This window comes from Bordetella trematum (genome assembly GCF_900078335.1).
GTDB lineage: Bacteria > Pseudomonadota > Gammaproteobacteria > Burkholderiales > Burkholderiaceae_B > Bordetella > Bordetella trematum.
In genome coordinates this window covers 140,773-164,279 of record NZ_FKBR01000009.1, presented here as the reverse complement: position 1 = coordinate 164,279, position 23,507 = coordinate 140,773, and the positions used below count along the sequence as shown (strand labels likewise).

The window sequence follows — 23,507 nt, the reverse complement described above, 5'->3', positions numbered from 1 at the left end:
GCATCCTGTGGTGTTATCGGCCTGAGTGGCCGCCAGACTGAAGTCGCTAATGCGACGACGGCGCAAACGGACCGATTTTCAACAACATCTCGTCATCATGGTCGGCGCCGCCGAATACGCCCCGATCGAAATAGGGCTGTTCGGCGATATGCGCCCCCATTGCGGCCGCCAGGCCTGCGAAGGTGCGGCGCGAGGCCTGATTGTCAGGACCAACCGTGGTTTCGAGATGGCGAACCTGGCTGAGCGAATCCCGCCGCAGCAATTCGGTGAGCATGGCGCGGGCCAGACGCTGGCCGCGCGCTCTTTCATGGACCGCGACCTGCCAGACGAACAACACATCGGGCCGGGTCGGGGGTTGATAAGCGGAGATAAACCCATCGATGCTGCCGCCCGGGCTCTCGGCCACCACGCAAGTGGCGCCGTGGTGCTCGCACAGGAGCAGATAGGCGTACATCGAGTTCAGATCCAGCGGCGGGCACTCTGCCACCAACTGGTGTATGGCGGCGCCATCGGCGAGGCGGGGAGGCCTCAAATGATGGCGCGGTTCTTGAGGGGCTGCCCCGAGGGCAGCCGGAGAGGGGGAAGTCGTCGTGGAATATTGAATATCGCTGTCTCTCATACAACCAATCCCGATTCAGGTGGCGCCCCACCCGTCGGAACCTCCAGGATGGGCGAAGCCACATCGCCGGCCGCCTCGGCATCGGGTTCCTCTTCCATGAGGTCCACGATGCGCTCAAGGGCAAGCGTGATGGTGGCCTGCTCCAGTTCGGGCAGGGCGTTGAGCGCATCCGCCAGATGCTTTTGCAACGGCGACGGCGCCTGCGTAGCCACTTCGCGCCCCGCCTCGGTGGCGGTGACGAATACGATGCGGCGGTCCTCGGTGCCGCGTTCGCGGCGGATCAGACCTTTGTCTTCCAGACGGTCCAGGATGCCAACCACCGTGCTGGGGCTGACATGCATCTCGCGACTGATCGCCGTGGCGGTCATGGGCCCATTGGCAATGACCGTGCGCAGACACATCAACTGCGGCGCAGTGATATGGCTGACAGCCGCCAACTGGCGCGAGTGCAGTGCAATCGAACGCGTAATGCGACGCAGGGCGCGCAGGATGCGCAGATCGTATTGCTGTGAAGTGTCCGTCATGGAGACGTTAGTCATGGTGAACAAGGATGCTCAGAAAATTAATTTCTACACGAATGATATGAGTCGATCTAATTCAAGTCAAACCAATTTTTCGTGCACGATGTAATAAAAAGAACGTTTATCTAGGGATAACCCTTAGAGCAACGATTTTTTCTCAGGATGCTGCCGCGCCCTGACGGCGCCAGGGCACGCGACGGCCTTGAGTCAGGCAGCGCAGCCCCCACTCTACCGGCCCATAGGCGTGCCGCCGCATCCACCAGGCCGACACGGCCAGCTCGGCAACAAACACCAGCAGCGCCAGCCCCAACGCCGCCGGCGGCCCTACCCGATCGATCAGCCCCAAGCCCCAGCCGGTGAACAGCCAGGCGCCGGCCACAGACTGCAGCAGATAGTTCGACAAGGCCATGCGCCCGGCAGGCGCGAGCCACCCGAGCACGCGCGCGCCCCGCGGACGGCCCCAGGCCAGCATGAACAGGCAGACATAGGCCAGGCTCAGCAAGGGCGCCGTAAGCATGCCGATGGCCAGTGCCAGCAGCGTCATCTGCCAGGTGGCCCCCGGCGCAGACACCACGCCATAGAACACGGCGCCCGCCAGACCCAGCGGCAGGGCCAGCCAGGCCAACGCGCGCAGGGCGGCCCGATGCGTCCAGGGCGCATGCAGGGCCTGGCGCTTGGCCAGCGCCAGGCCCACCAGAAACATGGCCATGGCGCCGGGCCCCTGGCCGAACAGTTCGGCCAGCCAGACTTCGCGACTCAGGTCGTGCCAGTGCTGCGCGATGACCTCGCTCACCGGCCCGCGGTAGGCGGCGATCTGCGCCTGGATATGGGCATACGCCTCCTGCCAGCTCAGCGGATCGGCTTCTTCCGGGTTACTCAGTAAACCCAGCAGCAACCAGGGCAGCATGCCCAGCACGATCAGCGCCAGGGCTACCCGCAGCGCACGACGCGGCGGCCAGTGCCGGCATGCCAGCAGCACCAGGCCGAACAGGGCGTAGGCCAGCAGGATATCGCCCTGGAAAAAGAGCAGCCCGTGGGCCAACCCCAGCGCCGCCAGTCCCGCCAGACGACGCCCCATACGTGCGCCGAAGGCAGCCCCCGCCCGCTCGGCGGCCTGCATCTGCAGATAGAAGCTGTAACCGAACAGGAAAGAAAACAACAGATAGAACTTGGCCTCGAAGAAAACCGCCAATGCCAGGAGCGTCGCCCGATCCCAGACGGTGTCAAAGCCTGGCTGGGGAAAACCGCTGCCATAGTAGGCCGAGGCGAAAACCTGGTAATTGACCAGGGCGATACCCATCAAGGCAAAGCCGCGCAAGGCATCGAGATGGGTGAGCCGATCAGGGGCCGAAGTAGACATCATGAGCTTCAGGGGCGTTTGAAAAAAGGCGGCCTGCCGGCCGCCTTGGTAAGAGTCCGCTGGCGCGCCTGTCAGCGCACCGAAGACAGCACCGGCTGCTTGGGCCGCACGTCAAGCTGGCGACCCTTGCGCGCGCGCTTGCCGACATACACCGCCAGCGCCTCGCCCACCAGGATATCCTCGGTCGGCTTGTTGCGGTAAATGCCGCTTGCGCGCACCCCGGCAGGCCCGGCTGGCACGACCTGAGCCAGCGTGTCCCTGTCGTCCAGCCCCATCAGAATGGTGCCGCGACCGCCGCCCGACAGCGTCTTGACCTCTTCCAGCCCGAACACCAGCATGCGCCCCTTGGCCGAGACCAGAGCCAATTGCACGGCCCCCGCAAACAAAGCCACCGGCGGCAGAATCGCATCGCCCTTCTCGACCGTGATGAATTGTTTGCCCGCGCGCTGGCGCGTGCACATGTCGGAGAAGCGCGTGGCAAAGCCATAGCCGGAGCGCGTGGCCAGCAACCAGCGACTGTCGGCAGCCGCCGCGATGGCATGCACGATGCGAGAGCCGGCTTCCAGATCGATCATGGTGGTCACGGGCTGGCCGTCACCGCGCGCCGACGGCAGCCCAGAGACGGCAACCGAATAGACCCGGCCATTATCCCCGATGACCACCAGCGTATCGGTGGTTCGGCACTCAAAGGCCCCATACAGCGCATCGCCCTGCTTGAAACTGAACTGCCCGGCATCATGTCCGTGCCCCTGGCGGGCCCGCAGCCAACCGTTCTGCGAAACGATGACCGTCACCGGCTCGTCCAGCACCTTGGTCTCCAGCACGGCCCGTTCGGCGCTTTCGATCAGGGTCCTGCGGTCGTCGCCGAACTGCTTGGCATCGGCCTCGATTTCCTTGATGAGCAGGCGCTTGAGCGAACTGGGGTTGTCCAGCAGGTCTTGCAGGCGTACCTGCTCCTGGCGCTTGTCGGCGAGCTCCTGTTCGATCTTGAATCCTTCCAGGCGGGCCAGCTGGCGCAGGCGCATCTCAAGAATGTCCTCGGCCTGGCGCTCGGTAAGCTTGAAGCGGGACATCAGGGCCTGGCGTGGCTCATCCGAGTCGCGGATCGTCTGAATGACCTCGTCCACATTGAGATACACCACCATGCGCCCTTCGAGCACATGGATGCGATCGAGCACCTTGTCCAGGCGATGGCGCGTACGACGCACCACCGTGTTGGTACGAAAGGCGACCCATTCCTCAAGGATCTCGCGCAGCCCTTTCTGGCGCGGACGGCTGTCGGTGCCGATGCACACCAGATTGATCGGCACATTGCTTTCCATGCTGGTCTGGGCCAGCAAGGTGTTGACGAACTCGTCACGGTCCACCCGCGACGTCTTGGGCTCGAACACCAGCCGTACGGCCGCGTCCTTGCCCGACTCGTCGCGCACCGCGTCCAGCAGCGCCAGCATCATGGCCTTGCTTTGCTGCTGCTCCGGCGAAAGCGATTTCTTGCCAGCGCGGACCTTGGGGTTGGTGAGCTCCTCGATTTCTTCGAGCACCTTCTGGCCCGACGTGCCGGGCGGCAGCTCATGGACCACCAGCTGCCACTGGCCGCGCGCCATTTCCTCGAAAGTCCAGCGTGCGCGTGCCTTGAGCGAACCGCGTCCGGTGGTATAGATGTGGGCGATGTCGGCCGCCGGCGTGATGATCTGGCCGCCGCCGGCAAAGTCGGGGCCCGGCACCATCTCAAGCAAGGCCTGGTCTTCGATCTTGGGATTGCGGATGAGGGCCACGCAGGCCTGCGCCACTTCGCGCAGGTTGTGTGCCGGGATTTCGGTGGCCATGCCCACGGCAATGCCGGAGGCGCCGTTGAGCAACATCACCGGCAGACGCGCGGGCAGCATCTGCGGCTCTTGCTGGCTGCCGTCGTAGTTGGGCACGAAATCGACCGTACCCTCGTCCAGCTCGTCGAGCAGCAGCCGCGCAAACGGCGTCAGGCGCGCCTCGGTGTAGCGCATGGCCGCCGCATTGTCACCATCGCGCGAGCCGAAGTTGCCGTGCCCGTCGATCAGGGGATAACGCAGGGAGAAATCCTGCGCCATGCGCACCATGGCGTCATAGGCGGCCTGGTCGCCATGCGGGTGATACTTGCCGAGCACGTCGCCGACCACACGAGCCGACTTGACCGGCTTGGCGCCGCTGGCCAGGCCCATGGCCTGCATGGCATAGAGAATGCGCCGCTGCACGGGTTTCTGGCCGTCGCCGACATCGGGAAGCGCGCGGCCGCGCACCACCGACACGGCGTAGTCGAGATAGGCTTGCTCGGCATAGCGGCCCAGCGTGATGGCCGCGTCGTCTCCGCCCGCGCCCGGGGCGTCGAACAGCCCTGCTTGATTGCTGTCAGTCATGGGGAGTGATCGGTTTATTGGCTCAGTTCAGTGTTGGCGACACGGTCGCGCAGCACGGCGCGCACGGCGTCGATATCGGCCGCGGGCTGACCGCGCTTGGGGACAATGACCCCCTGCAACGGAGCGATAAAAAGAAAGAGATAGTCGCTGGTTTCCTGGACCTGCTGAACCAGGTTCCAGGGCAGCGTGCCGCTGCCCTGCTCGCCGGTGTCCAGCACACCCTCCGGAGCGAAGTCCAGCTGATGCCGCCCCAGGAAGGGGTTCTTCGGATCGCGGCCCAGCGCGCGGCGCACATTGGCGCGCGTGAGCGCCGGCACCAGACGCTCGAAGGTCAGGCCCAGAAGCAGCAGCACCACCGCCGCCACTACGGCGGCCTCGAAGAAGGCCGGCAATGCCGCGCCCCAGTCCATGGCCCCATCCGCGTCACGGGTACGCGCCACCACCAGCAGCAGCAGGCCCAGCACCATGATGGTCCCGAAACGCAGATGGCTGCGCAGCCGGCGTCGCTTGAGCTCCGGACGCTTGTGCGCCTGCGTGACGAAGGCTTCGTAATCCGCCACGGTCAGGTCGACCGTGATGGACGGCGTCGATTTGTCGGTATCGCTCATCAGATGTCCAGTTCCGCCAGGTTGCCTTTCTCTTCGATCCAGGCGCGCCGCTGGGCGGACTCGCCCTTGCCCATCAGCATGTCGAACATGCGCTTGGTGTCTTCCGGCGTCAGTTCGCCATAGGCCACCGGCAGCAGGCGTCGCGTATCCGGATTCATGGTGGTTTCCCAGAGCTGCTCGGGATTCATTTCGCCCAGGCCCTTGAATCGGCTGACGCTCCAGGCGCCCTCGCGCACGCCCTCCTTGCGCAGTTTGTCCTGGGCTGCTTCGAGTTCGCCGCTGTCCAGGCAGTAGATCTTGCGCGCCGGGCGTTTGCCCTGCGCCGGCACGTCCAGACGGAACAGGGGCGGACGCGCCACATACACATGACCGGCTTCGACCAGCTTGGGGAAATGCTTGAAGAACAGCGTGAGCAGCAGCACCTGGATGTGCGAACCGTCAACGTCAGCATCCGACAGAATGCAGATGCGTCCATAACGCAGGCCCGACAGGTCAGGCGTATCGGCCGGGCCGTGCGGATCCACACCCACCGCCACCGCGATGTCATGGATCTCGTTATTGGCGAACAGCCGGTCGCGATCGACCTCCCAGGAATTCAGTACCTTGCCGCGCAAGGGCAGGATGGCCTGGAATTCCTTGTCGCGCCCCATCTTGGCAGACCCGCCTGCCGAGTCGCCCTCGACCAGAAAGATCTCGGTGCGGCTGGCGTCGCTGGCCTCGCAATCGGTCAGCTTGCCTGGCAGCACGGCGACGCCCGAACTCTTGCGCTTTTCGACCTTGGCTGCCGAGCGCGCGCGCGCCTGGGCCTGGCGGATGGCCAGTTCGGCCAGTTTCTTGCCGAACTCGACATTGCTGTGCAGCCAGAGATCCAGCGCGCTCTTGGCGAAGCCGCCTACCAATCGCACGGCGTCACGGCTGTTCAGGCGCTCTTTGATCTGGCCCTGGAACTGCGGATCCAGGACCTTGGCCGAGAGCACGAAGCTGGCGCGCGCGAACACATCCTCGGGCAGCAGCTTGACGCCCTTGGGCAACAGGCTGTGCAGCTCGGCGAAACTTTTCACCGCACCGAACAGGCCTTCGCGCAACCCGGACTCGTGGGTACCGCCGGCCGACGTGGGGATCAGGTTGACGAAGGACTCGCGCACCACGGCGCCATCCTCGGTCCAGGCCACGACCCATTGCGCGCCCTCGCCCTCGGCGAAGTGCTCGTGATCGGCGCCGGCATACTGCTGGCCCTCGAAGAACGGCACCATCAGTTCGGCGCCCGCCAGCGCCTCGGCCAGATAACCGCGCAGGCCGTCCTGGTACTGCCAGGTCTTGGTTTCGCCGGATTTTTCGTTGATCAGCGTGACTTTCACGCCCGGCAGCAGCACGGCCTTGCTGCGCAGCAAGTGATTGAGCTCGCCCTGCGGAATATTGGCGCTGTCGAAATACTTGGGATCCGGCCAGACCCGCACGCGGGTGCCGGATTTCTTGCGCCCGCCGGCCGCAAAAGGTGCGAGCGCTTCCTCGACCTCGCCGCCGGCAAACACCAGACGATGCACGCCGCCGTCGCGCCAGACCACCACTTCCATGCGCTTGGACAAGGCATTGGTGACCGACACGCCAACGCCGTGCAGCCCGCCCGAAAAGGCGTAGGCGCCGCCGCCCTGCTTGTCGAACTTGCCGCCGGCATGCAGCCGGGTGAATACCAGCTCAACGACCGGCGCATGCTCTTCGGGATGCAAGCCGACCGGAATGCCCCGGCCGTCGTCCTCGACGGCAATGCTGCCATCGGCATGCAGCGTGACCTGGATCTGCCGGCCATGCCCGGCCAGGGCTTCATCGGCGGCGTTGTCGATCACTTCCTGCACGATGTGCAACGGATTTTCGGTACGGGTATACATGCCCGGGCGCTGCCGCACGGGCTCCAATCCCTTCAGAACGCGGATCGACGCTTCGGTGTAACGTGGTGTGGCCAAGTTATCCCCAACATCTGTGGAAAAAAACCTACATTTTACGGATAAGCCCATATGTGGCGCGGGTTTTAGTGGGTTGCGCACACCCTGAGCAGGCCGGAATTCGGTAGGATCATCAGATCGGTATGCTACCGAGGCCGGTTGCGCCGCATCATGCCACACAAAACCGGCAAACCCTGTTGTTATTGACAGTGGTATGCTTTAATCCTTCCATCGAACAAGTAACAAAGGCTATGGCCTGCGCGGCCCTAGACCTCGTCGGAAATCCCCATCATGAGCGAGCAAATCAAGAACATCAGCGACGCCAGCTTCGACAGCGACGTGCTGAAGTCCAGCCAACCCGTGCTGGTCGACTACTGGGCGGCCTGGTGCGGTCCCTGCAAGATGATCGCCCCCATCCTGGAAGAAGCGGCCGCCGAGTACGCCGGCCGCCTGACGATCGCCAAACTCAACATCGACGAGAACCAGGCCAGCGCAGCCAAATACGGCATCCGCGGGATTCCCACGCTCATGCTGTTCAAGGATGGTCAGGCCGTCGCGACCAAGACCGGCGCGCTGTCGAAGTCCCAGCTCACCGCATTTCTGGACAGCGCGTTGTAAACTACGCGCTGCGGACCCCAGCGCTGCCCGCGGCAGCGCTTAGCGAGTACCGCGCGAGCCCGTCCGAGGCTCGCCGCCAGACCCCATCTCATCTCTCTCCCCCTAATTCACAGCGATGCACCTCAATGAACTGAAGGCGCTGCACGTCTCGCAGTTGCTGGAAATGGCCGCTGGCCTGGAAATCGAGAACGCCAACCGTCTGCGCAAGCAGGAGTTGATGTTCGCCATCATGAAGCGGCGCGCCAAACAAGGCGAGCAGATCTTCGGCGACGGCGTCCTGGAGGTCCTGCCCGACGGCTTCGGTTTCCTGCGCTCGCCCGAGACCTCGTATCTGGCCAGCACCGACGACATCTATATCTCGCCGTCGCAGATCCGACGTTTCAACCTGCACACCGGCGACTCCATCGAAGGTGAAGTCCGCACGCCCAAGGATGGCGAGCGCTACTTCGCGCTGGTCAAGGTAGACAAGGTCAACGGCGTGACGCCCGAGACCATCAAGCATCGCATCATGTTCGAGAACCTGACGCCGCTGCACCCGAACCGGGTCATGCGTCTGGAACGCGACATCAAGAGCGAAGAAAACCTGACCGGCCGCATCCTCGACGTGTTTGCGCCCATCGGCAAGGGCCAGCGCGGCCTGATCGTCGCACCGCCCAAGTCGGGCAAGACGGTGATGATGCAGCACATCGCGCATGCCATCACGACCAACTATCCGGACGCCGTCATGATCGTCCTGCTGGTTGACGAGCGCCCCGAGGAAGTCACCGAAATGCAGCGCACCGTGCGCGGCGAAGTGGTGGCCTCGACCTTCGACGAGCCGGCCACCCGCCACGTGCAGGTCGCCGAGATGGTGATCGAGAAGGCCAAGCGTCTGGTCGAAATGAAGAAGGACGTGATCATCCTGCTGGACTCGATCACCCGTCTGGCGCGCGCCTACAACACCGTGGTGCCCGCTTCCGGCAAGGTGCTGACCGGTGGCGTGGACGCCAACGCCCTGCAACGCCCGAAGCGATTCTTCGGCGCCGCGCGCAACCTCGAAGAAGGCGGTTCGCTGACCATCCTGGGCACGGCACTGATCGAAACCGGCAGCCGCATGGATGAAGTCATCTATGAAGAGTTCAAGGGCACCGGCAACTCCGAAGTCCACCTGGAGCGCCGCCTGGCCGAGAAGCGCGTCTACCCGGCCATCAACCTGAACAAGTCGGGCACCCGCCGCGAAGAGCTGCTGATCAAGCCCGAACTGCTGCAGAAGGTGTGGGTGCTGCGCAAGTTCATCCACGATATGGACGAAGTCCAGTCGATGGAGTTCATCCTCGACAAGATGCGCGCCACCAAGACCAACGCCGAATTCTTCGACATGATGAAGAAATAAGGCGGCAGTCCTGCCATGCTAAAAGCCCGTCCCAGAGACGGGCTTTTAGCATGCGGCCCCGACACAAAGGCGGCGCGGGCCAAGCCTGAAAAGCCGCCCTTGGCTGCCAGACGACGATCTCGTGGCTCATGCCGAAGGGCGATGCAAGGCATCCCCGCCGCACTGCCCCGGCCGGGCCGGGGAGAAAACCAGAAAGCTGATGGCTGCCAGCACGAGAGCGCTGCTGGCCCCGTACACCATGACCCAGCCGAATCCCGTCACGAGTGCGGCATGGATCTCATCCTGAAGGGCAGCGATGTTCGCCAGCAGACCGCCGTGCTGCGCGAGCGTCACGTCGCCTGCCGCAATTCTTTCGGCAAGAAGCCGAAGCTCGGCTGAATCTGTCAGTCCCAGAGTGTCGCGCAGATAGGCCATGATGCCCTGAACCAGCACGAAGCCCATCACGGCGATGTTGAACGCCAGCGAAATCATCCGGGCGCTGGTATCTGCGCCTGAGGCCATGCCTGCACGCTCCACCGCAACGGACGCGGTGATGGTATTGGTGGTGGTTGTGTTGGCCAGGCCGAGCCCGATGCCGGCCAGCACACAACCGGGCAGGATCAGCCAGCCCGGCTGTGCGGAAACGCTGCCTATCCTCATCAGTACGAAACCCAGGCCAATGGTGGCCATGCCCAGGGGGATCACGATGCCTGGCTGCCACCGCAAGGCCAGGCGCTCGGCCAGCGGCGGCACGAACAGCGTGGGCAAGGTGTAGGCCAGCAGCGCCAAGCCGGTTTGCACGCTGTCATACCCCAGGGCGCTATGAAAGTAGATCGGCAGATAGATAATGAACGGCCAGAAGCTGAAGTTCTGCCCCATCGATCCGAGCAGCGCGCCCGAAAAACGCCTCACACGGAATACCGAAAACTCGATCATCGGCCTGGGGCTGACACGCTCGGCCACGATGAAGCCCGCAAAACTCAGCAGCGACAGGCCGATGATGCCCAGGGCCGCAGGGCTGCCGAAGCCCAGCACAGGCCCTTGCGTGACGAACAGCACCAGGCAGAAAACCGCCACCGACAGCGTCACCATGCCGGCGACGTCCAGCCGGGTGGCCTGCGGATCGCGCGACTCCAGGACACCGGCATGGCTGAGCACGAGTGTGACCATCGCCAGCACCACATGGATCAGGAATACCCACTCCCAGCTGGCCAGCGCCAGAATCGCCCCGCCCACGATGGGTCCAAAACCCAGGCCGGCGCCGAAAACGATGCCCCACCAGGCAAAGGCCTGCCCACGCGCGCGTCCTTGCCGGAACTGGGTGGACAGAATGGCAATCTGGCAGATCAGCATCATGGCCGCGCTCAGGCCTTGAAAAAACCTTGCCGCGATCAGCACGGCGGCGCTTTGCGTCAGGCCGCATACCAGCGACGTCACGCCGAAGGCCACGATACCGACGGTGAAGACCCGCTTGCGGCCATAACGATCGGCCAAGGTGCCAACGCCCATCAGAATGGTCGTCATGGCAATGGTGTAGGCCACCATGACCCACTGAAGCTGGCGGAAGCTGGCTCCCATGACCTGTTCGATTGTCGGCAGAATGGGCGGCACGCTGGAAATCTCAAGGCCCAGCATCAGGGCGGACAGGCAAACGGCGGACAGGGCAAACCAGCCCTGGCGCGAACGAGAGGGAATCATGAAACTCTTCCAAAAGACGGGAATGCACGGCCGGACCACAGCCGTGCCGAAGTCGCGCCGTGCGCCATCACAGACCGCGCGCGGCAACCTGAGGCATCTTAGGGATCCGCCCATCATCCGTAAACGGTATGATTGAATATATCAAAGACAACAAATATGGATAAATCATGGGCCGACCGGTGCTGGATCTCGAATCCGTTCAATCATTCGTCGCCATTGCCGAGTTCCAGAGTTTCACCAAGGCGGCAGAAGCGCTGGGCACCACGCAGGGGGCCATCAGCGTAAAGCTCAAGCGCCTGGAAGCACGCCTGGGCTGCAAGCTGATCGAGCGCACGCCCCGCCTGGTCCGCCTGTCAGCGCAGGGGGCGACGTTTCTCAATCCCGCGCGCGAATTCATCGCGGCGCACGATCGTGCCGTGGCGGCACTGTCCTGCGAGTGCCGGCGCTTCCGGCTCGGCGTGGCCGAACACGTCGCCGGGCCCGAAGTGCCGACCTTGCTGGCGCGCCTGAACGAACGCGACCCCGCCCTGACCATCGAAGTCCGCCTGGAGAACTCCCGCAGCCTGCTCGATGCCTTCGACGCGGGTGACCTGGATGCTGTGATCGTGCGTCAGGAGGACGACCGCCGGGACGGCGAAGACCTGGGACCGGAGCATTTCGGCTGGTTCGCCGCCCCCGGCTTTCATCAGCAGCCCGGCAAGCCGCTGCGCCTGGCTGCCCTGGCCCCCTGTTGCGGGGTGCGGGATGTGGCCACGCGTGCGCTGGCAGGCGCCGGCATCGAATGGAACGAAGTGTTTGTGGGCGGTGGCCATGCCGCAGTCATGGCTGCCGTTTCCGCAGGGCTGGCGGTGGCCGCATTCTCGTGCCGGCTGGCCCCCGCCGACACCATCGAGGTGGGCGAGCGCCTGGGTCTGCCCGGGCTGCCTGCGTCACGAATCATGCTGCATTCCACGCTCACGGATCCACGCTCCCGCGATGCGCTGCGGACGCTGGCGGCGGCCTATCGGGAACACCGCGCTTCCCGGCGCGGCGCGACGGCCTGATACGCCTGCAGGCCAGCGCCATGGGCGCGACCGCCCGGCCGCCTCAGCGCCCGCCCTCGAACTCGAAAGGATTCTTCTGCTGAACTGTCCGGGGCCCGCTGTCACGGCGGGCCTGGACCTCGCTCTCGCCCATGGCCTGCACCTTGGGGTCATCCCAGGAACCCTGCACCTGGTACTCCAGGGTCATGGCGCGTTCAAGCGGGTGCTTGAGCAGCCATTGGGTCACGAAAGCGCCCAGGCCGATCAGGGGATTGACCAGGGCAGCGGTCGCCACGGCGGCCCCGCTGGCGTCCAGATTGGGCACCACCACGGCCTTCAGGTCCCAGCGTTCGCTGATGATGTTGGTGCTTCCGCTGAGCGTGATGTCAGCCACCGGCCCACTGATCTTGTAGCCCGGCGTCTTGATCTCGCCCCGGTCGAGGGCCATCTCACCGCGCACCTGCTCGAAGGGGAAGCCCTCTTTGAGCAGATTGGCAGGATTCAGGTCCAGACGCGCCAGGCGCTGCAAGGACTGGAAGGACAGGACCTCCAGCACCCGCGCAGTGCGTGAGTTCACGTTCAGAAAGCGCCCCTTGTCCAGGCTGACGTCGGCCTTGCCAGTAATGTCGAGCAGATTCCGGCTCCAGGGCAGATCGCGCCAGGTCAGGTCGGCGTCGATCTTGCCCGAGCCGCCGGCCACCACCTGGCCCGCCCCGACGCGGTCGAGAAACTTGCCCAGATTCTGGAACTGCGCCTTGGCCTGCACCGAGAGACCGCGCTCGGCGCCGTGCAAGCGCCATTGGCCGACCGCCTGCAGCGAGGCATCCTCATTCTCAAGGGTGAGCGTCTCCAGCCGCCATGAACGGCCCCTCTCCTGATTGATGCCTACCAGATGCAAGGCTCCCAGGGCCTTGCCGCCTAGCGAAAACTGCTGCACACGCAGATCGATGCCCGGAATGTCGGACAGCTCATTGCCCTGGCCGGCCTGCCCCGCTGCGCCCGCATCACGCTCGCCGCCGAGCGCAAGGTGCTTCAGGCGCGCCACGACATGCCCGGCGATCGCCCCTGAGGCTTCGGCCCACTCCAGGGTGCCGGCCGCCTGGCGGGCGTCGAGTTCGACACGCCATTGAGCCGGCGCCGGCCGTTGCGCCGACAGCGCCAGATCCGTGAGATCCAGCGCCGGCAGACGTAGGCGTGCCGTCTTGAGCGCCACCCGTTCCAGGGGTGGCAAGGTGGGCTGTCCTCCGCGCGACGATACGCCCGGCGAGGCGGGAACATCGAACTCTTCAATCACGGTATCCCAGCCCTCGCCATCCAGTTCGGGCAGGGTCATCGCCAGGCTCAGGCCCTGCTGCGGCAAAGCCGCAGCCCGGTTAACGCCCAGCGCGCCGCGTGCGAAATAGCTCGGCGACGCATCATCCGGATCGCGCTCCAGCAGCACATTGGTGTTCTCTCCCAGGCCGGCACTCAGCCAGCGCCGGGCCTTGCTGCCTCGGTCGGTGGCCGGCCCCCAGTGCACCGTCAGGGGCAACAGTTCATCGGCACGCTTGCCCACCGGCGCCGGCATGTCGATGGCCAGCCCCTTCAGATTGCTCTGGCCATGTATTTCAAGCGTGCCGCCCGGCGCGTAGCTGAGCTGTCCGCGATAGGCCGTCCTGCCGGAAAAGCGCGTCATGGCGCGCACGTTGGCAATCTGAGTCAGCGCCTCGCCGGCCAGCGTGCCCTCCACGTTCAGGGGCGGACTGCCCTTTTCCAGCCGCCCATTCACTCGCGCCGGCCCGCCCAGAAACTGCATCGTCAGATCGCTCGTGCGCACCCCCAGCTCGGAAAACATCAGTTCTCCGCGCAGCTGCTCCATGACCGGGATCTCCGGCATCAAGCGGAAACGATTGCCGTCGAACACCACCTTGCCTTGTACGCGTGTGTCATCGACGTTGAGCAGCGGCACCTGCAACTTGAGCGGCAAACTCCAGTTGCCCGTGCCGCTGGCCTCGTTCAGCACGTCGTCGAGCAGCTCGCCCAGAGGCGAATTCGTCACCAGCGCCAGATAGGCAGGGGCCGGCCCCGAGGTCTGGGCGTCGACGAAAAGCTCCGCCCCCTCCTCCATGTCGGGAATCTGCGCTTTGACCTCGCCAAGCGCCACATGCTGGCCGGGGGCCGTCTCTATCGTGCCGCCCGGCGCGCCGTCGATCGTCAGGCTGACCTTGTCGACCGCGAACTGCCCACGCATGTCCTGCAGCTTGGGCCAGCCTTTGCGGCCCTTCTCCGGGGGCGCATAGTCCACGGTCAGGTCGCTGAAGGCGCCGGCAATACGAAACGCGCCGCTGGCTTGCGGCCCACTGAACGGGAAGTCGTAGAGATCGCCCTGAAGGGTCACCGCGGCATGGGCGATATCGCCCTTGGGCAGACCGCTCGCCAACCACTGGCGGGCGTCGGCATTGACCTCCAGCGGCAGATAGCGATGGATGGCATTGGCGCGCGCGCGCACCAGCTCGCCGCTCAAATCGGCCGTACCGGCCGACGACTGTCCTACGGCACGCCACCGACCGTGAAGACGGGCCTGCAAATCATCATTGCTCAACTGCAATTGGGTCAGCGCCACCTGCAGCGGCTGACCTGCCTCGGGCTGCAGCAGACGCGCCTCGAATTCAAGCTCATCGGCGCGCATCTCAGGGGTCTCGAAAATCCCGGGCAGACGGAGTTCGGCCTGTTTCAACTGTGCCGCCACCCTGAGCCCGGCCTCACCCTCGTGCCGGCTCGCCAGCCCCCGCACCTGCGGCAGGAAATCCCCCGGCAGGCCGGCAAGCTGCCAGCTTGCCTGTCGGACCAAAGCCGACCAGCCCTCCTCGCCCGGAGCCTGCCACGCCAGATCGCGCGTCTGCGCCTGCAAATCAACCTCGCCCAACTCGCCCTGCTGTACCTGCAGCCATCCCCGCAGCGCCAGACGGCCTGCCACAGGCGGGACGTCCAGCCAGGGTTGCCAGGCCGAGGGCTCGGCATTGTCCACCTGCACGAACAGCTCGCCGCTCCAGTTGGCACGCTCGTCGGCATCGGTGGAGAACAGGCCGCGCCGCAGGTCTGCGCGCAGCGTCATGCCTGCGGCCAGGGCCGTCGGCGGCTTAGCCTGCAACGCCAGGCGGTGCGAGCGCAAGCCATTGCGCAGACGCAATTGCAATTGCGTGAAAGCCAACTCGGGCGCCTGGCGCAATTCATCCTGCCAGCGCACCGTTATGTTGCTGAAAGCCAGTTCCCGCTGGCGGCCCAGCCAGGCCAGTAGCGCGCCGTCCCGGCTGTCGTCCGCCGCAGCATTGCTGTCGACACGCTGGCCCGCGACCCAGATTGCCCCCTGTGCGTCCCGACGCACACGAATGTCGGCGCCATCGGCTCGCAAGGAGAGCAGGCGTGGCGAGAGAGTGAACAGGCTGCGCCATGCGATCACGGCGCTGACGGAAGGAATCTCCAGAATGGGCGTGGCCGATGCCGCATCGTCCACCCGTAGCCCCCATAAACGCAACCGGGGATGCAGACCGCTCCAGTCGGCCTGCAGGCGTGCGATGGTGACCGGCTTGCCCAGCGCCTGACTGGCATAGGCCTCGACGCGCGGGCGCCACTGGTCGGCTTGCGGCAGCACCCAGTAGCGCAAGGCGAGAAAGCCGATCGCTGTTGCCCCATACAGGGCCAGCAGGCCCCAGAACAGCCAACGAAGAAGTTTGGTGGGCAATGACACAGGGCTATCGGTGATCGGGACATCTCGAGTATCGTCCCCTTATACTCGAAATCCCGCTCCGCCGTCTGCTGCCCCATGTCGATCTCTCCCCTTCCCCTTGAATCGGCGCTGGCCTGGTCCGGCCATCTGCGTCGCCGCCTGCAGGCCCGGCCCGAGCTGGCAGACTGGTTGCAGCAACATGCCGCAAGGGCCATCGATGCCACCCAGATCCAGGGCTGGTTCGATCAATTGGCCGCCTCGCCCCGTCCGCTGAGCGTGGAGGTGGCGCGACGCGCCTTGCGCCAATTGCGCGAGCGGGTGTTCCTGCTGCTGATCGTGCGCGACCTGGGCGGACAGGCGCCGCTCGAAGAGGTGGTCCACGCCATGAGCGAGCTGGCCGATCTGGCCGTGGCCGTCACCTATGAAAGCGTGGCGGCCGACATGATGCAGGCGCACGGGCTGCCTCGCGATGCCGACGGGCAGCCACAGGAAATGCTGATCGTGGGCATGGGCAAACTGGGCGGGCAGGAACTCAACGTGTCCTCCGACATCGACCTGGTCATGCTCTACGGCGACGAGGGTGAAACCGATGGGCCGCGCCGCATCAGCAACCACGAGTTCTATGGCCGCCTGACCCGCCGCATGATGCCGGTGCTGTCCGAGCAGGACGCCGATGGCCGGGTCTTTCGCACCGACCTGCGCCTGCGCCCCGATGGCGACGCCGGACCGCTCGCCTGGAGTCTCGACGCGTTTGAGCACTACCTGATCGGCCAGGGCCGCGAGTGGGAGCGCTATGCCTGGCTCAAGGCACGCCTGCTGCCGGGTCAGGCCTTCCCCGGCAGTCATCGCCGCAATCAGGCGCAACAGCTGGAAAGCCTGCGTACGCCTTTCGTATACCGCAAGTATTTCGACTTCGACACCCTGGCCGCCCTGCGCGCACTGCGCGAACGCATCCGCCTGGACTGGCAGCGCCGCGCGCTGGCGCGCCAGGGCATGGACTGCGCCAACAACATCAAGCTGGGCGAAGGCGGCATCCGCGAAATCGAATTCGTGGTGCAGTTGTCGCAACTGGTACGCGGCGGGCGCATGCCGGCCCTCCAGCAACGGGGCCTGCTGCCCGCGCTTCGGGCCGAGCGCCTGGCCGGTCTGGTGCCCGAGGAAGATGCCCAGCGGCTCGAAGCCGCCTACCGCTTCCTGCGCCGCACGGAGCACGCCCTGCAATACCGCGAGGACGAACAGACCCATCTGCTGCCCGAGCCCGGCCCTCAGCGCGAGGCCCTGGCACAGGCACTGGGTTATGCCCCCCAGGCCTTCGAAGACGAACTGGCCGGCCACCGCGAGTTCGTGTCACAGACCTTCCGCAACGCCTTCCGGCTGGCCGGCATGGGCGAGGAAGAACCGCCGCGCGCAGGCCCGCTGGCCGATGCCGACGAACAGCTCGAACGCCGCATCGCACAGGGTTTCGGCGACCAGGCCGAGGCCTTGCGCCAACGGGCCGATTCGCTGTTGACCAGCCATCGCATACGCAGCCTGCCCGACAGCAGCCGCCGGCGGGTGGACGCCTTGCTGCCTGCAGCCATCGACGCAGCCGCCCAGACGGGTTCACCGCTGGAAGCGGCCACGCGCCTGTTCGACCTGATTGAAGCCATCGCCCAGCGCAGCGCCTACTTGGCCTTGCTGGCCGAGTATCCCGACACCCTGGCGCGCGTGGCCCGCATGGTGGCAGCCAGCCCCTGGGCGGCCCAGTGCCTGACCCAGCATCCGCTGCTGCTCGACAGCCTGATCGATTGGCGCACGCTATTCGAACCGCTCGATTTCGCCCAGGTCGCGCGTCAGTTGAGCGCGGACCTGCAGGCATGCCGCCTGCCCGACGGCACGCCCGACATCGAACGACGCATGAACCTGATGCGCGACGTCCAGCGTCAGGCAAGCTTTCAATTGCTGGCCCAGGACCTCGAAGGCCGCCTGACCGTCGAAGCCCTGGCCGATCAGCTGTCGGCGCTGGCCGATCTGCTGCTGGCAGAAACCATCCGACAGGTCTGGCCACTGGTCAACCGCCTGCCGCAGGCCGAACCGAAGCTGGCCATCATCGCCTACGGCAAGCTGGGCGGCAAAGAACTCGGCTATGCCTCCGACCTTGACCTGGTGCTGATGTTCGACGACGAACGCGAGGATGCCGCCGAGGTCTATGCCAAGCTCACGCGGCGCATGACATCCTGGCTGTCCACCATGACTTCCTCAGGCCGGCTCTATGAAGTGGATCTGCGCCTGCGCCCCGACGGCGACGCGGGTCTGCTGGCCGTTTCGCTGGAGGCCTTCGAACAGTATCAGCGCCATCATGCCTGGCCCTGGGAACACCAGGCCCTGACGCGGGCGCGCTACGCCGCAGGCGACACGGACGTGGGCGCGGCCTTCGAGCGCATCCGCGCCGACATCCTGGTGATGCCGCGCGACCCGGCAGCCCTGCGCAAAGAAGTGCTGGCCATGCGCGAGAAGATCAGCGCCGGCCACCCCAATCGCAGCGAGCTGTTCGACCTCAAGCATGACCGTGGCGGCATGGTGGATGTGGAGTTCGTCACCCAGTACCTGGTGCTGTGCCATGCCGGCCAGCATCGCGTGCTGGTCCACAACCTGGGCAACATCGCTTTGCTGCGGCTGGCTGGCGAGGCCGGCCTGATCCCGGCCGGGCACGCGCTGGCCGCCGGCGACGCCTATCGCACCCTGCGACGCATTCAACACCAGATGCGCCTGAAGGGCATGGACCGCGCGCGCGTACCGCCCGAAGACCTGCAGGACGAACGTGCCACCGTGCTGGCCCTGTGGCAGGCGGTCTTCGGCGATGATGTCCCGCCTGCCGGCATTGCAGCGTAAAATAGGGCTTTTCCGCCCATTTCTACCTCCCTGGAGCCATGTCCGAACTCGTACGTCCCCAACTGCAACTGCCCACCGGCCGCCGCAAGGTGCTGCTGCACTCCTGCTGCGCGCCCTGTTCTGGGGAAGTCATGGAAGCCATGACGGCTTCGGGCATCGACTACGCGATCTATTTCTACAACCCGAACATCCATCCGGTTAAGGAATACGAGATCCGCAAGCAGGAAAACATCCGCTTTGCCGAAGCCCACGGCATCGAGTTCATCGACGCCGACTACGACATGGACAACTGGTTCGACCGTGTCAAAGGCCTGGAAGATGCACCCGAGCGCGGCGAACGCTGCACCGTGTGCTTCGACATGCGTTTCGAGCGCACCGCCCTCTATGCCCACGAGCATGGCTACGACACGATCACCAGCTCGCTGGGGATCTCGCGCTGGAAAGACATGAACCAGATCAACGGTTGCGGCGAACGCGCAGCGGCCCGCTATGACGATCTGGTCTACTGGACCTACAACTGGCGCAAGGGCGGCGGTTCGCAGCGCATGATCGAGATCAGCAAGCGCGAGAACTTCTATCAGCAGGAGTACTGCGGCTGCGTATACTCGCTGCGCGACACCAACCGCCACCGCCGCTCGCAGGGGCGCGAGCGCATCCATATCGGCGTGAAGTTCTACGGCAAGGAAGACCTCATCAACGAAGAGTCGCTGTAACCGGGTTCAGCACTCCACAATGTTGACCGCGAGACCGCCCCGGGCGGTCTCTTTGTATTTGGTTTTCATGTCGGCGCCGGTTTCACGCATGGTCTTGATGACCGAATCCAGCGAAACGTAATGATGGCCATCGCCGCGCAGAGCCATGCGCGCAGCGTTGACGGCCTTGACCGAAGCCATCGCATTGCGCTCGATGCACGGAATCTGCACCAAGCCGCCGACCGGATCGCAGGTCAGGCCCAGGTTGTGTTCCATGCCGATCTCCGCGGCATTCTCGACCTGCGCCACCGAGCCGCCCTGCACGGCAGCCAGCCCCGCGGCAGCCATCGAGCAGGCCACGCCCACCTCTCCCTGACAGCCCACTTCAGCCCCCGAGATCGACGCGTTGTATTTGTAGAGCAGCCCGATGGCCGCTGCCGTGAGCAGGAACTCATGGATGCCATCGCGATTGGCCGAGGGGGCGAAACGATCGTAATAATGCAGCACGGCCGGAATGATGCCGGCTGCGCCATTGGTGGGCGCCGTCACGACCCGGCCGCCCGCGGCGTTCTCTTCGTTGACCGCCATGGCATACAGATTCACCCAATCCATGACCGACAAGGGATCGGACAGCGCCCGCTCGGCGCGCAGGGTCAGGCTGCGATAGAGTTCCGGCGCACGGCGCCGCACCTTCAGCGGCCCGGGCAACTCGCCATCGGCCTGCGGGTGGCCGATGCCGCAACCCCGGTTCACGCATGCCTGCATCACGGCCCAGATCCGGTCCAGCCCCGCCTCGACCGCCTCGCGGCTGCGCCAGGTGAGCTCATTGCGCATCATCAGCCCAGCCACGGACAGCCCGCTCTCCTGGCACATGGCCAGGAGTTCGCGGCCGCTGCGAAATGGAAACGGCATCTGGTCGTGGGCGGCCATGACCTGGCTGTTGGGCGCCCCCGAGGTCACCACGAAGCCGCCGCCCACCGACAGATAGCGCGCTTCGCGCAAACAGGCCCCTTGCGCGTCGAAGGCGTGAAACTTCATGCCATTGGGATGCTCGGGCAAGGCCTCGCGGCGGTAGAAAAGCAGGTGATCCTTCTCGATGAACGGCACCGGATGACGCCCCAGCACCGGCAGCGAACGGCTGGCGCGCACGGCTTGCAGCATGCCGGCGATGGCGGCGGGATCGACCGTATCGGGCGCCTCGCCCATCAGGCCCAGCATGACCCCCTTGTCGGTGCCGTGCCCTTTCCCTGTCGCCCCCAGCGAGCCATACAGCTCGCAGCGCAAAGTGGCCACATCGGGCAACAGCCCATCGCGTTCCAGACCTTGCACATACAGCAGCGCCGCCCGCATCGGCCCAACCGTATGCGAACTGGACGGGCCGATGCCAATTTTGAACAAATCAAAGACTGAAACGGCCATGCTGGGCTCCCGGGAAGAAGCCGCCAACGCCAGTGTCAGCGGCGATGGAATGCATGATACGCGGGCGCAAGGCGCCTGCCAGCGCGAGATTTCCCTTCCGGCGCGCGGCCATGCGATGATGGACGGGTTGTTTCAATCTCTGACCATTCCCGCGAATGCATCGGATGCAGCGGGCAGAGGAGTGCTATGTCAGGTGTTTTGTCCATGCTCGATTTTGCAGGCTACGTGGCCCTGCTGCTTTGGGGCGTCCACATGGTGCAGACCGGTGTGCAGCGCGCCTTCGGGTCCGCCCTGAACGCCTTTCTCGGCCGCACGCTGGGCACCCGGGCGCGAGCGTTCATGGCGGGGCTGGGCATCACGGCGGCCTTGCAAAGCAGCACCGCCACCGGGCTGATGATCACCGGCTTCGCCGCGGCCGGAGCCGTTGCGCTGGTGCCCGCGCTGGCCGCCATGCTGGGGGCCAATGTCGGCACGACCCTGATCGTTCAACTGCTGTCATTCGATCTGACCTCCCTGGCCCCCATCCTGATCCTGGCAGGCGTGTGGATGTTCCGCCGTTACCCGCCCGGACGGGCACGCGATCTCGGGCGGGTGTTTATCGGCCTGGGCCTGCTGCTGCTGTCGCTGCACTCGCTGGTGGCCTTGTTCGAGCCGATAGAACAGGACCCGCTGCTGTCGACCATTCTGCAGTCCCTGAGCTCACAACCCGTGCTGGCGGTACTGATCTCGGCGGCGATCACCTGGGCGGCCCACTCCAGCGTCGCGGTCGTTGTCTTGGTGATGTCACTCGTCAGCCATGGCGTGGTCGACATGGAGCTGGCTTTTGCCCTGGTGCTGGGCGCCAACCTCGGCACAGCCGTCAACCCCATGCTCGAAGGCGTCAGCGGCGATGATCCCGCCTCGCGGCGCCTTCCCATGGGCAACCTGCTCACCCGCGTGGCCGGCGTGCTCGCCGGCCTGGTGCTGCTGCCCTGGGTCACGCCCTTCCTGAGCGGGATGGCCAGCGATCCGGGCCACGCGGTGGCCAATTTCCATACCATTTTCAATATCGCCGTGGCGGCGGTGTTCCTGCCGCTGCTCACCCCCTATGGCGCGCTGCTGACCCGCTGGCTGCCCAAGCGCGTGGACCCCAACGACCCGGCCCGCCCGCAATACCTCGATGAATCGGCTCACGACGTGCCGGCCGTGGCGCTGGGCAACGCCCGTCGCGAGGCCTTGCGCATGACCGACATGCTGCAAACCCTGCTGCTCTATTCACGCGCAGGTTTCAAGCGGGATAACCGGCATCGCCTGATCCAGGCCCGCCAGCTGGATCAGGCCATCGACAAGCTGGAGACGGCCATCACCACCTACGTGGCCACGCTGGACCAGGAAAACATGACCCAGGCCGACCGCCAGCAGCTCGATGCCGTCCTCGCCTATGTCAGCAATATCGGCCACGCCGCCGATGTCGCCTATCACGGTTTGCTGGGCCACGTGGCGCGGCTGCGCAAGCTGAGTCTGCAGCTTGCGCCCGAACAACGCACCCACGTGGACGAGACGCTTGGGGAACTGATCGCCAATCAGCGTCAGGCCGCCGCGCTGTTCGTCAACGACGACCTGCGCCAGGCCCGCGCACTGGCCGGTGAGAAGACGCGCTTTCGCATGCTGGAATCCGAGGCGGCCGAATCCCATCTGCAAAAGATAAAAAGCGGCGAGGTCGACGCCGCCGAAGCCGGCGCCCTCTATCTGGACATCCTGCGCGACATGAAGGGGATCAATACCTATCTGGTCGAGGCTTCGGCCTATCCGCTGCTGGCCCGCCACGGGGAACTGCTGCCCAGCCGGCTGCGCGACGCCACCTCGGTGTGAGGCCGCGCGCCGGCGCTCAGGCCTTCAGGTAGCGCTCGAACCACTCCAGCATGCGCGCCCAGCCATCGCGGGCATCGGCCGCCACATAGCTGGGGCGGTAATCGGCCAGGAAAGCATGGCCGGCGTCGGGATACACCACGAAGCGCGACGCCCGCGCCGCAGCGTTGCCTTCGGCCAGGCGGGCCTGCATGGCTTCGACATCGGCCAGCGGGATGCTGCTGTCCTGGCCGCCATACAGCCCAAGGACTGGCGCATGCACCTGGCCGGCAATATCCAGCGGCACCGCCTTGATCAGCGGGCCGTGGCCGCTGGAGAGCTTGCCGTACCAGGCGACCGCCGCCTTGACCTGCGGATTGTGAGCCGCGTACATCCAGGTGGCCCGCCCGCCCCAGCAGAAGCCCGTCACGCCCAGACGCGAGACATCGGCCCCCTGCGCACGGGCCCAGGCCACCGCTGCGTCCAGGTCGGCATAGACCTGCTCGTCGGACACCTTGGACACGATCTCGGCCACCAGCGTCGGAATATCGTGATATTTGGAGGCATCGCCCTGGCGCTGATACAGGTTGCTCGACACGGCGAAGTAGCCTGCCTTGGCCAGACGCCGGCAAAGATCGCGGATATGCTCGTGCAGCCCGAAAATCTCCTGCACCACCAGGACGACGGGCGCACCCTGCACCCCTTGCGGCGCGGCATAGTAGGCATCCTGGGTACCGTCATGGACCGGCAGGGCAAACTCCCCGTGCACCAGGCCTTCAGTGTCGGTATGCAGGGTCGTGGAAGCCGGGGTGCCGGCAGCGGCAGCAAAGGACATGGGGACAGTCTCCGAAAGACCGGCCGCCGC

At 65.4% G+C, this 23,507-nt stretch carries 16 protein-coding genes; 6 read left to right on the top strand and 10 right to left on the bottom strand.

The features are described 5' to 3' along the window. Positions 1-46: 46 nt before the first annotated feature. The 6 genes from ectA to parE all read right to left on the bottom strand — a co-directional run bounded on the left by ectA (position 47) and on the right by parE (position 7,510). A complete protein-coding gene (gene ectA / locus A7V84_RS03450) occupies positions 47-619 on the bottom strand; it encodes a diaminobutyrate acetyltransferase (protein WP_038854361.1) in 573 nt (190 codons plus the stop codon). Next, positions 616-1,158, bottom strand: coding sequence for a MarR family winged helix-turn-helix transcriptional regulator (locus tag A7V84_RS03445; protein WP_025512614.1), 543 nt, complete (start codon positions 1,156-1,158; stop codon positions 616-618). Before A7V84_RS03445 ends, ectA begins: the two co-directional genes overlap by 4 nt. A 139-nt stretch (positions 1,159-1,297) precedes the next feature. Further along, entirely contained in the window at positions 1,298-2,503 is a 1,206-nt protein-coding gene (locus A7V84_RS03440) for a DUF418 domain-containing protein (RefSeq protein WP_033534466.1), read from the bottom strand. A 68-nt stretch (positions 2,504-2,571) separates the two neighbouring features. Next, positions 2,572-4,890 (bottom strand): DNA topoisomerase IV subunit A, encoded by a 2,319-nt coding sequence (gene parC / locus A7V84_RS03435; RefSeq protein WP_063492483.1) that lies wholly within the window; start codon positions 4,888-4,890, stop codon positions 2,572-2,574. A gap of 14 nt (positions 4,891-4,904) precedes the next feature. Beyond that, the gene (locus A7V84_RS03430) at positions 4,905-5,498 is read right to left on the bottom strand and encodes a YcxB family protein (protein ID WP_025512617.1); all 594 of its coding nucleotides are present in this window, start codon (positions 5,496-5,498) and stop codon (positions 4,905-4,907) included. Beyond that, entirely contained in the window at positions 5,498-7,510 is a 2,013-nt protein-coding gene (parE, locus tag A7V84_RS03425) for a DNA topoisomerase IV subunit B (RefSeq protein ID WP_101604975.1), read from the bottom strand. The genes A7V84_RS03430 and parE overlap by 1 nt, the downstream gene beginning before the upstream one ends. Positions 7,511-7,729: 219 nt before the next feature. Between parE and trxA the strand changes: the two genes are divergently transcribed. Together trxA and rho are read left to right on the top strand one after the other, a co-directional pair. Next, positions 7,730-8,056, top strand: a complete 327-nt coding sequence (trxA, locus tag A7V84_RS03420) for a thioredoxin TrxA (RefSeq protein WP_025512619.1) — start codon at positions 7,730-7,732, stop codon at positions 8,054-8,056. A 115-nt stretch (positions 8,057-8,171) separates the two neighbouring features. After that, a complete protein-coding gene (rho, locus tag A7V84_RS03415) occupies positions 8,172-9,428 on the top strand; it encodes a transcription termination factor Rho (RefSeq protein WP_025512620.1) in 1,257 nt (418 codons plus the stop codon). Between the two features lie 126 nt (positions 9,429-9,554). Here rho and A7V84_RS03410 read toward each other — a convergent pair whose 3' ends face one another. Next, positions 9,555-11,105 (bottom strand): MFS transporter, encoded by a 1,551-nt coding sequence (locus A7V84_RS03410; RefSeq protein ID WP_063492484.1) that lies wholly within the window; start codon positions 11,103-11,105, stop codon positions 9,555-9,557. A 167-nt stretch (positions 11,106-11,272) separates the two neighbouring features. Here A7V84_RS03410 and A7V84_RS03405 point away from each other — a divergent pair, with 167 nt between their 5' ends. Then, the gene (locus tag A7V84_RS03405) at positions 11,273-12,148 is read left to right on the top strand and encodes a LysR substrate-binding domain-containing protein (protein WP_025512622.1); all 876 of its coding nucleotides are present in this window, start codon (positions 11,273-11,275) and stop codon (positions 12,146-12,148) included. A gap of 43 nt (positions 12,149-12,191) precedes the next feature. Here the strand turns inward: A7V84_RS03405 and A7V84_RS03400 are convergent, their stop codons facing one another. Further along, positions 12,192-15,854 carry a YhdP family protein gene (locus A7V84_RS03400; RefSeq protein WP_063492485.1) on the bottom strand — a complete coding sequence of 1,221 codons (3,663 nt, stop codon included), beginning with the start codon at positions 15,852-15,854 and terminating at the stop codon, positions 12,192-12,194. 75 nt (positions 15,855-15,929) lie between these two features. Between A7V84_RS03400 and glnE the strand changes: the two genes are divergently transcribed. Next, on the top strand, positions 15,930-18,704 hold the full coding sequence (gene glnE, locus A7V84_RS03395) for a bifunctional [glutamate--ammonia ligase]-adenylyl-L-tyrosine phosphorylase/[glutamate--ammonia-ligase] adenylyltransferase (protein ID WP_025512624.1): 2,775 nt from the start codon (positions 15,930-15,932) through the stop codon (positions 18,702-18,704). 38 nt (positions 18,705-18,742) lie between these two features. After that, entirely contained in the window at positions 18,743-19,417 is a 675-nt protein-coding gene (locus tag A7V84_RS03390) for an epoxyqueuosine reductase QueH (protein ID WP_025512625.1), read from the top strand. Between the two features lie 6 nt (positions 19,418-19,423). Here A7V84_RS03390 and A7V84_RS03385 read toward each other — a convergent pair whose 3' ends face one another. Further along, a complete protein-coding gene (locus A7V84_RS03385; RefSeq protein ID WP_025512626.1) occupies positions 19,424-20,815 on the bottom strand; it encodes an L-serine ammonia-lyase in 1,392 nt (463 codons plus the stop codon). Between the two features lie 186 nt (positions 20,816-21,001). Here A7V84_RS03385 and A7V84_RS03380 point away from each other — a divergent pair, with 186 nt between their 5' ends. Further along, entirely contained in the window at positions 21,002-22,666 is a 1,665-nt protein-coding gene (locus A7V84_RS03380; protein ID WP_025512627.1) for a Na/Pi cotransporter family protein, read from the top strand. Between the two features lie 16 nt (positions 22,667-22,682). Here the strand turns inward: A7V84_RS03380 and A7V84_RS03375 are convergent, their stop codons facing one another. Then, complete coding sequence (locus tag A7V84_RS03375; RefSeq protein WP_033534468.1) at positions 22,683-23,477, bottom strand: dienelactone hydrolase family protein; 795 nt, start codon at positions 23,475-23,477, stop codon at positions 22,683-22,685. Between the last annotated feature and the right edge of the window lie 30 nt (positions 23,478-23,507).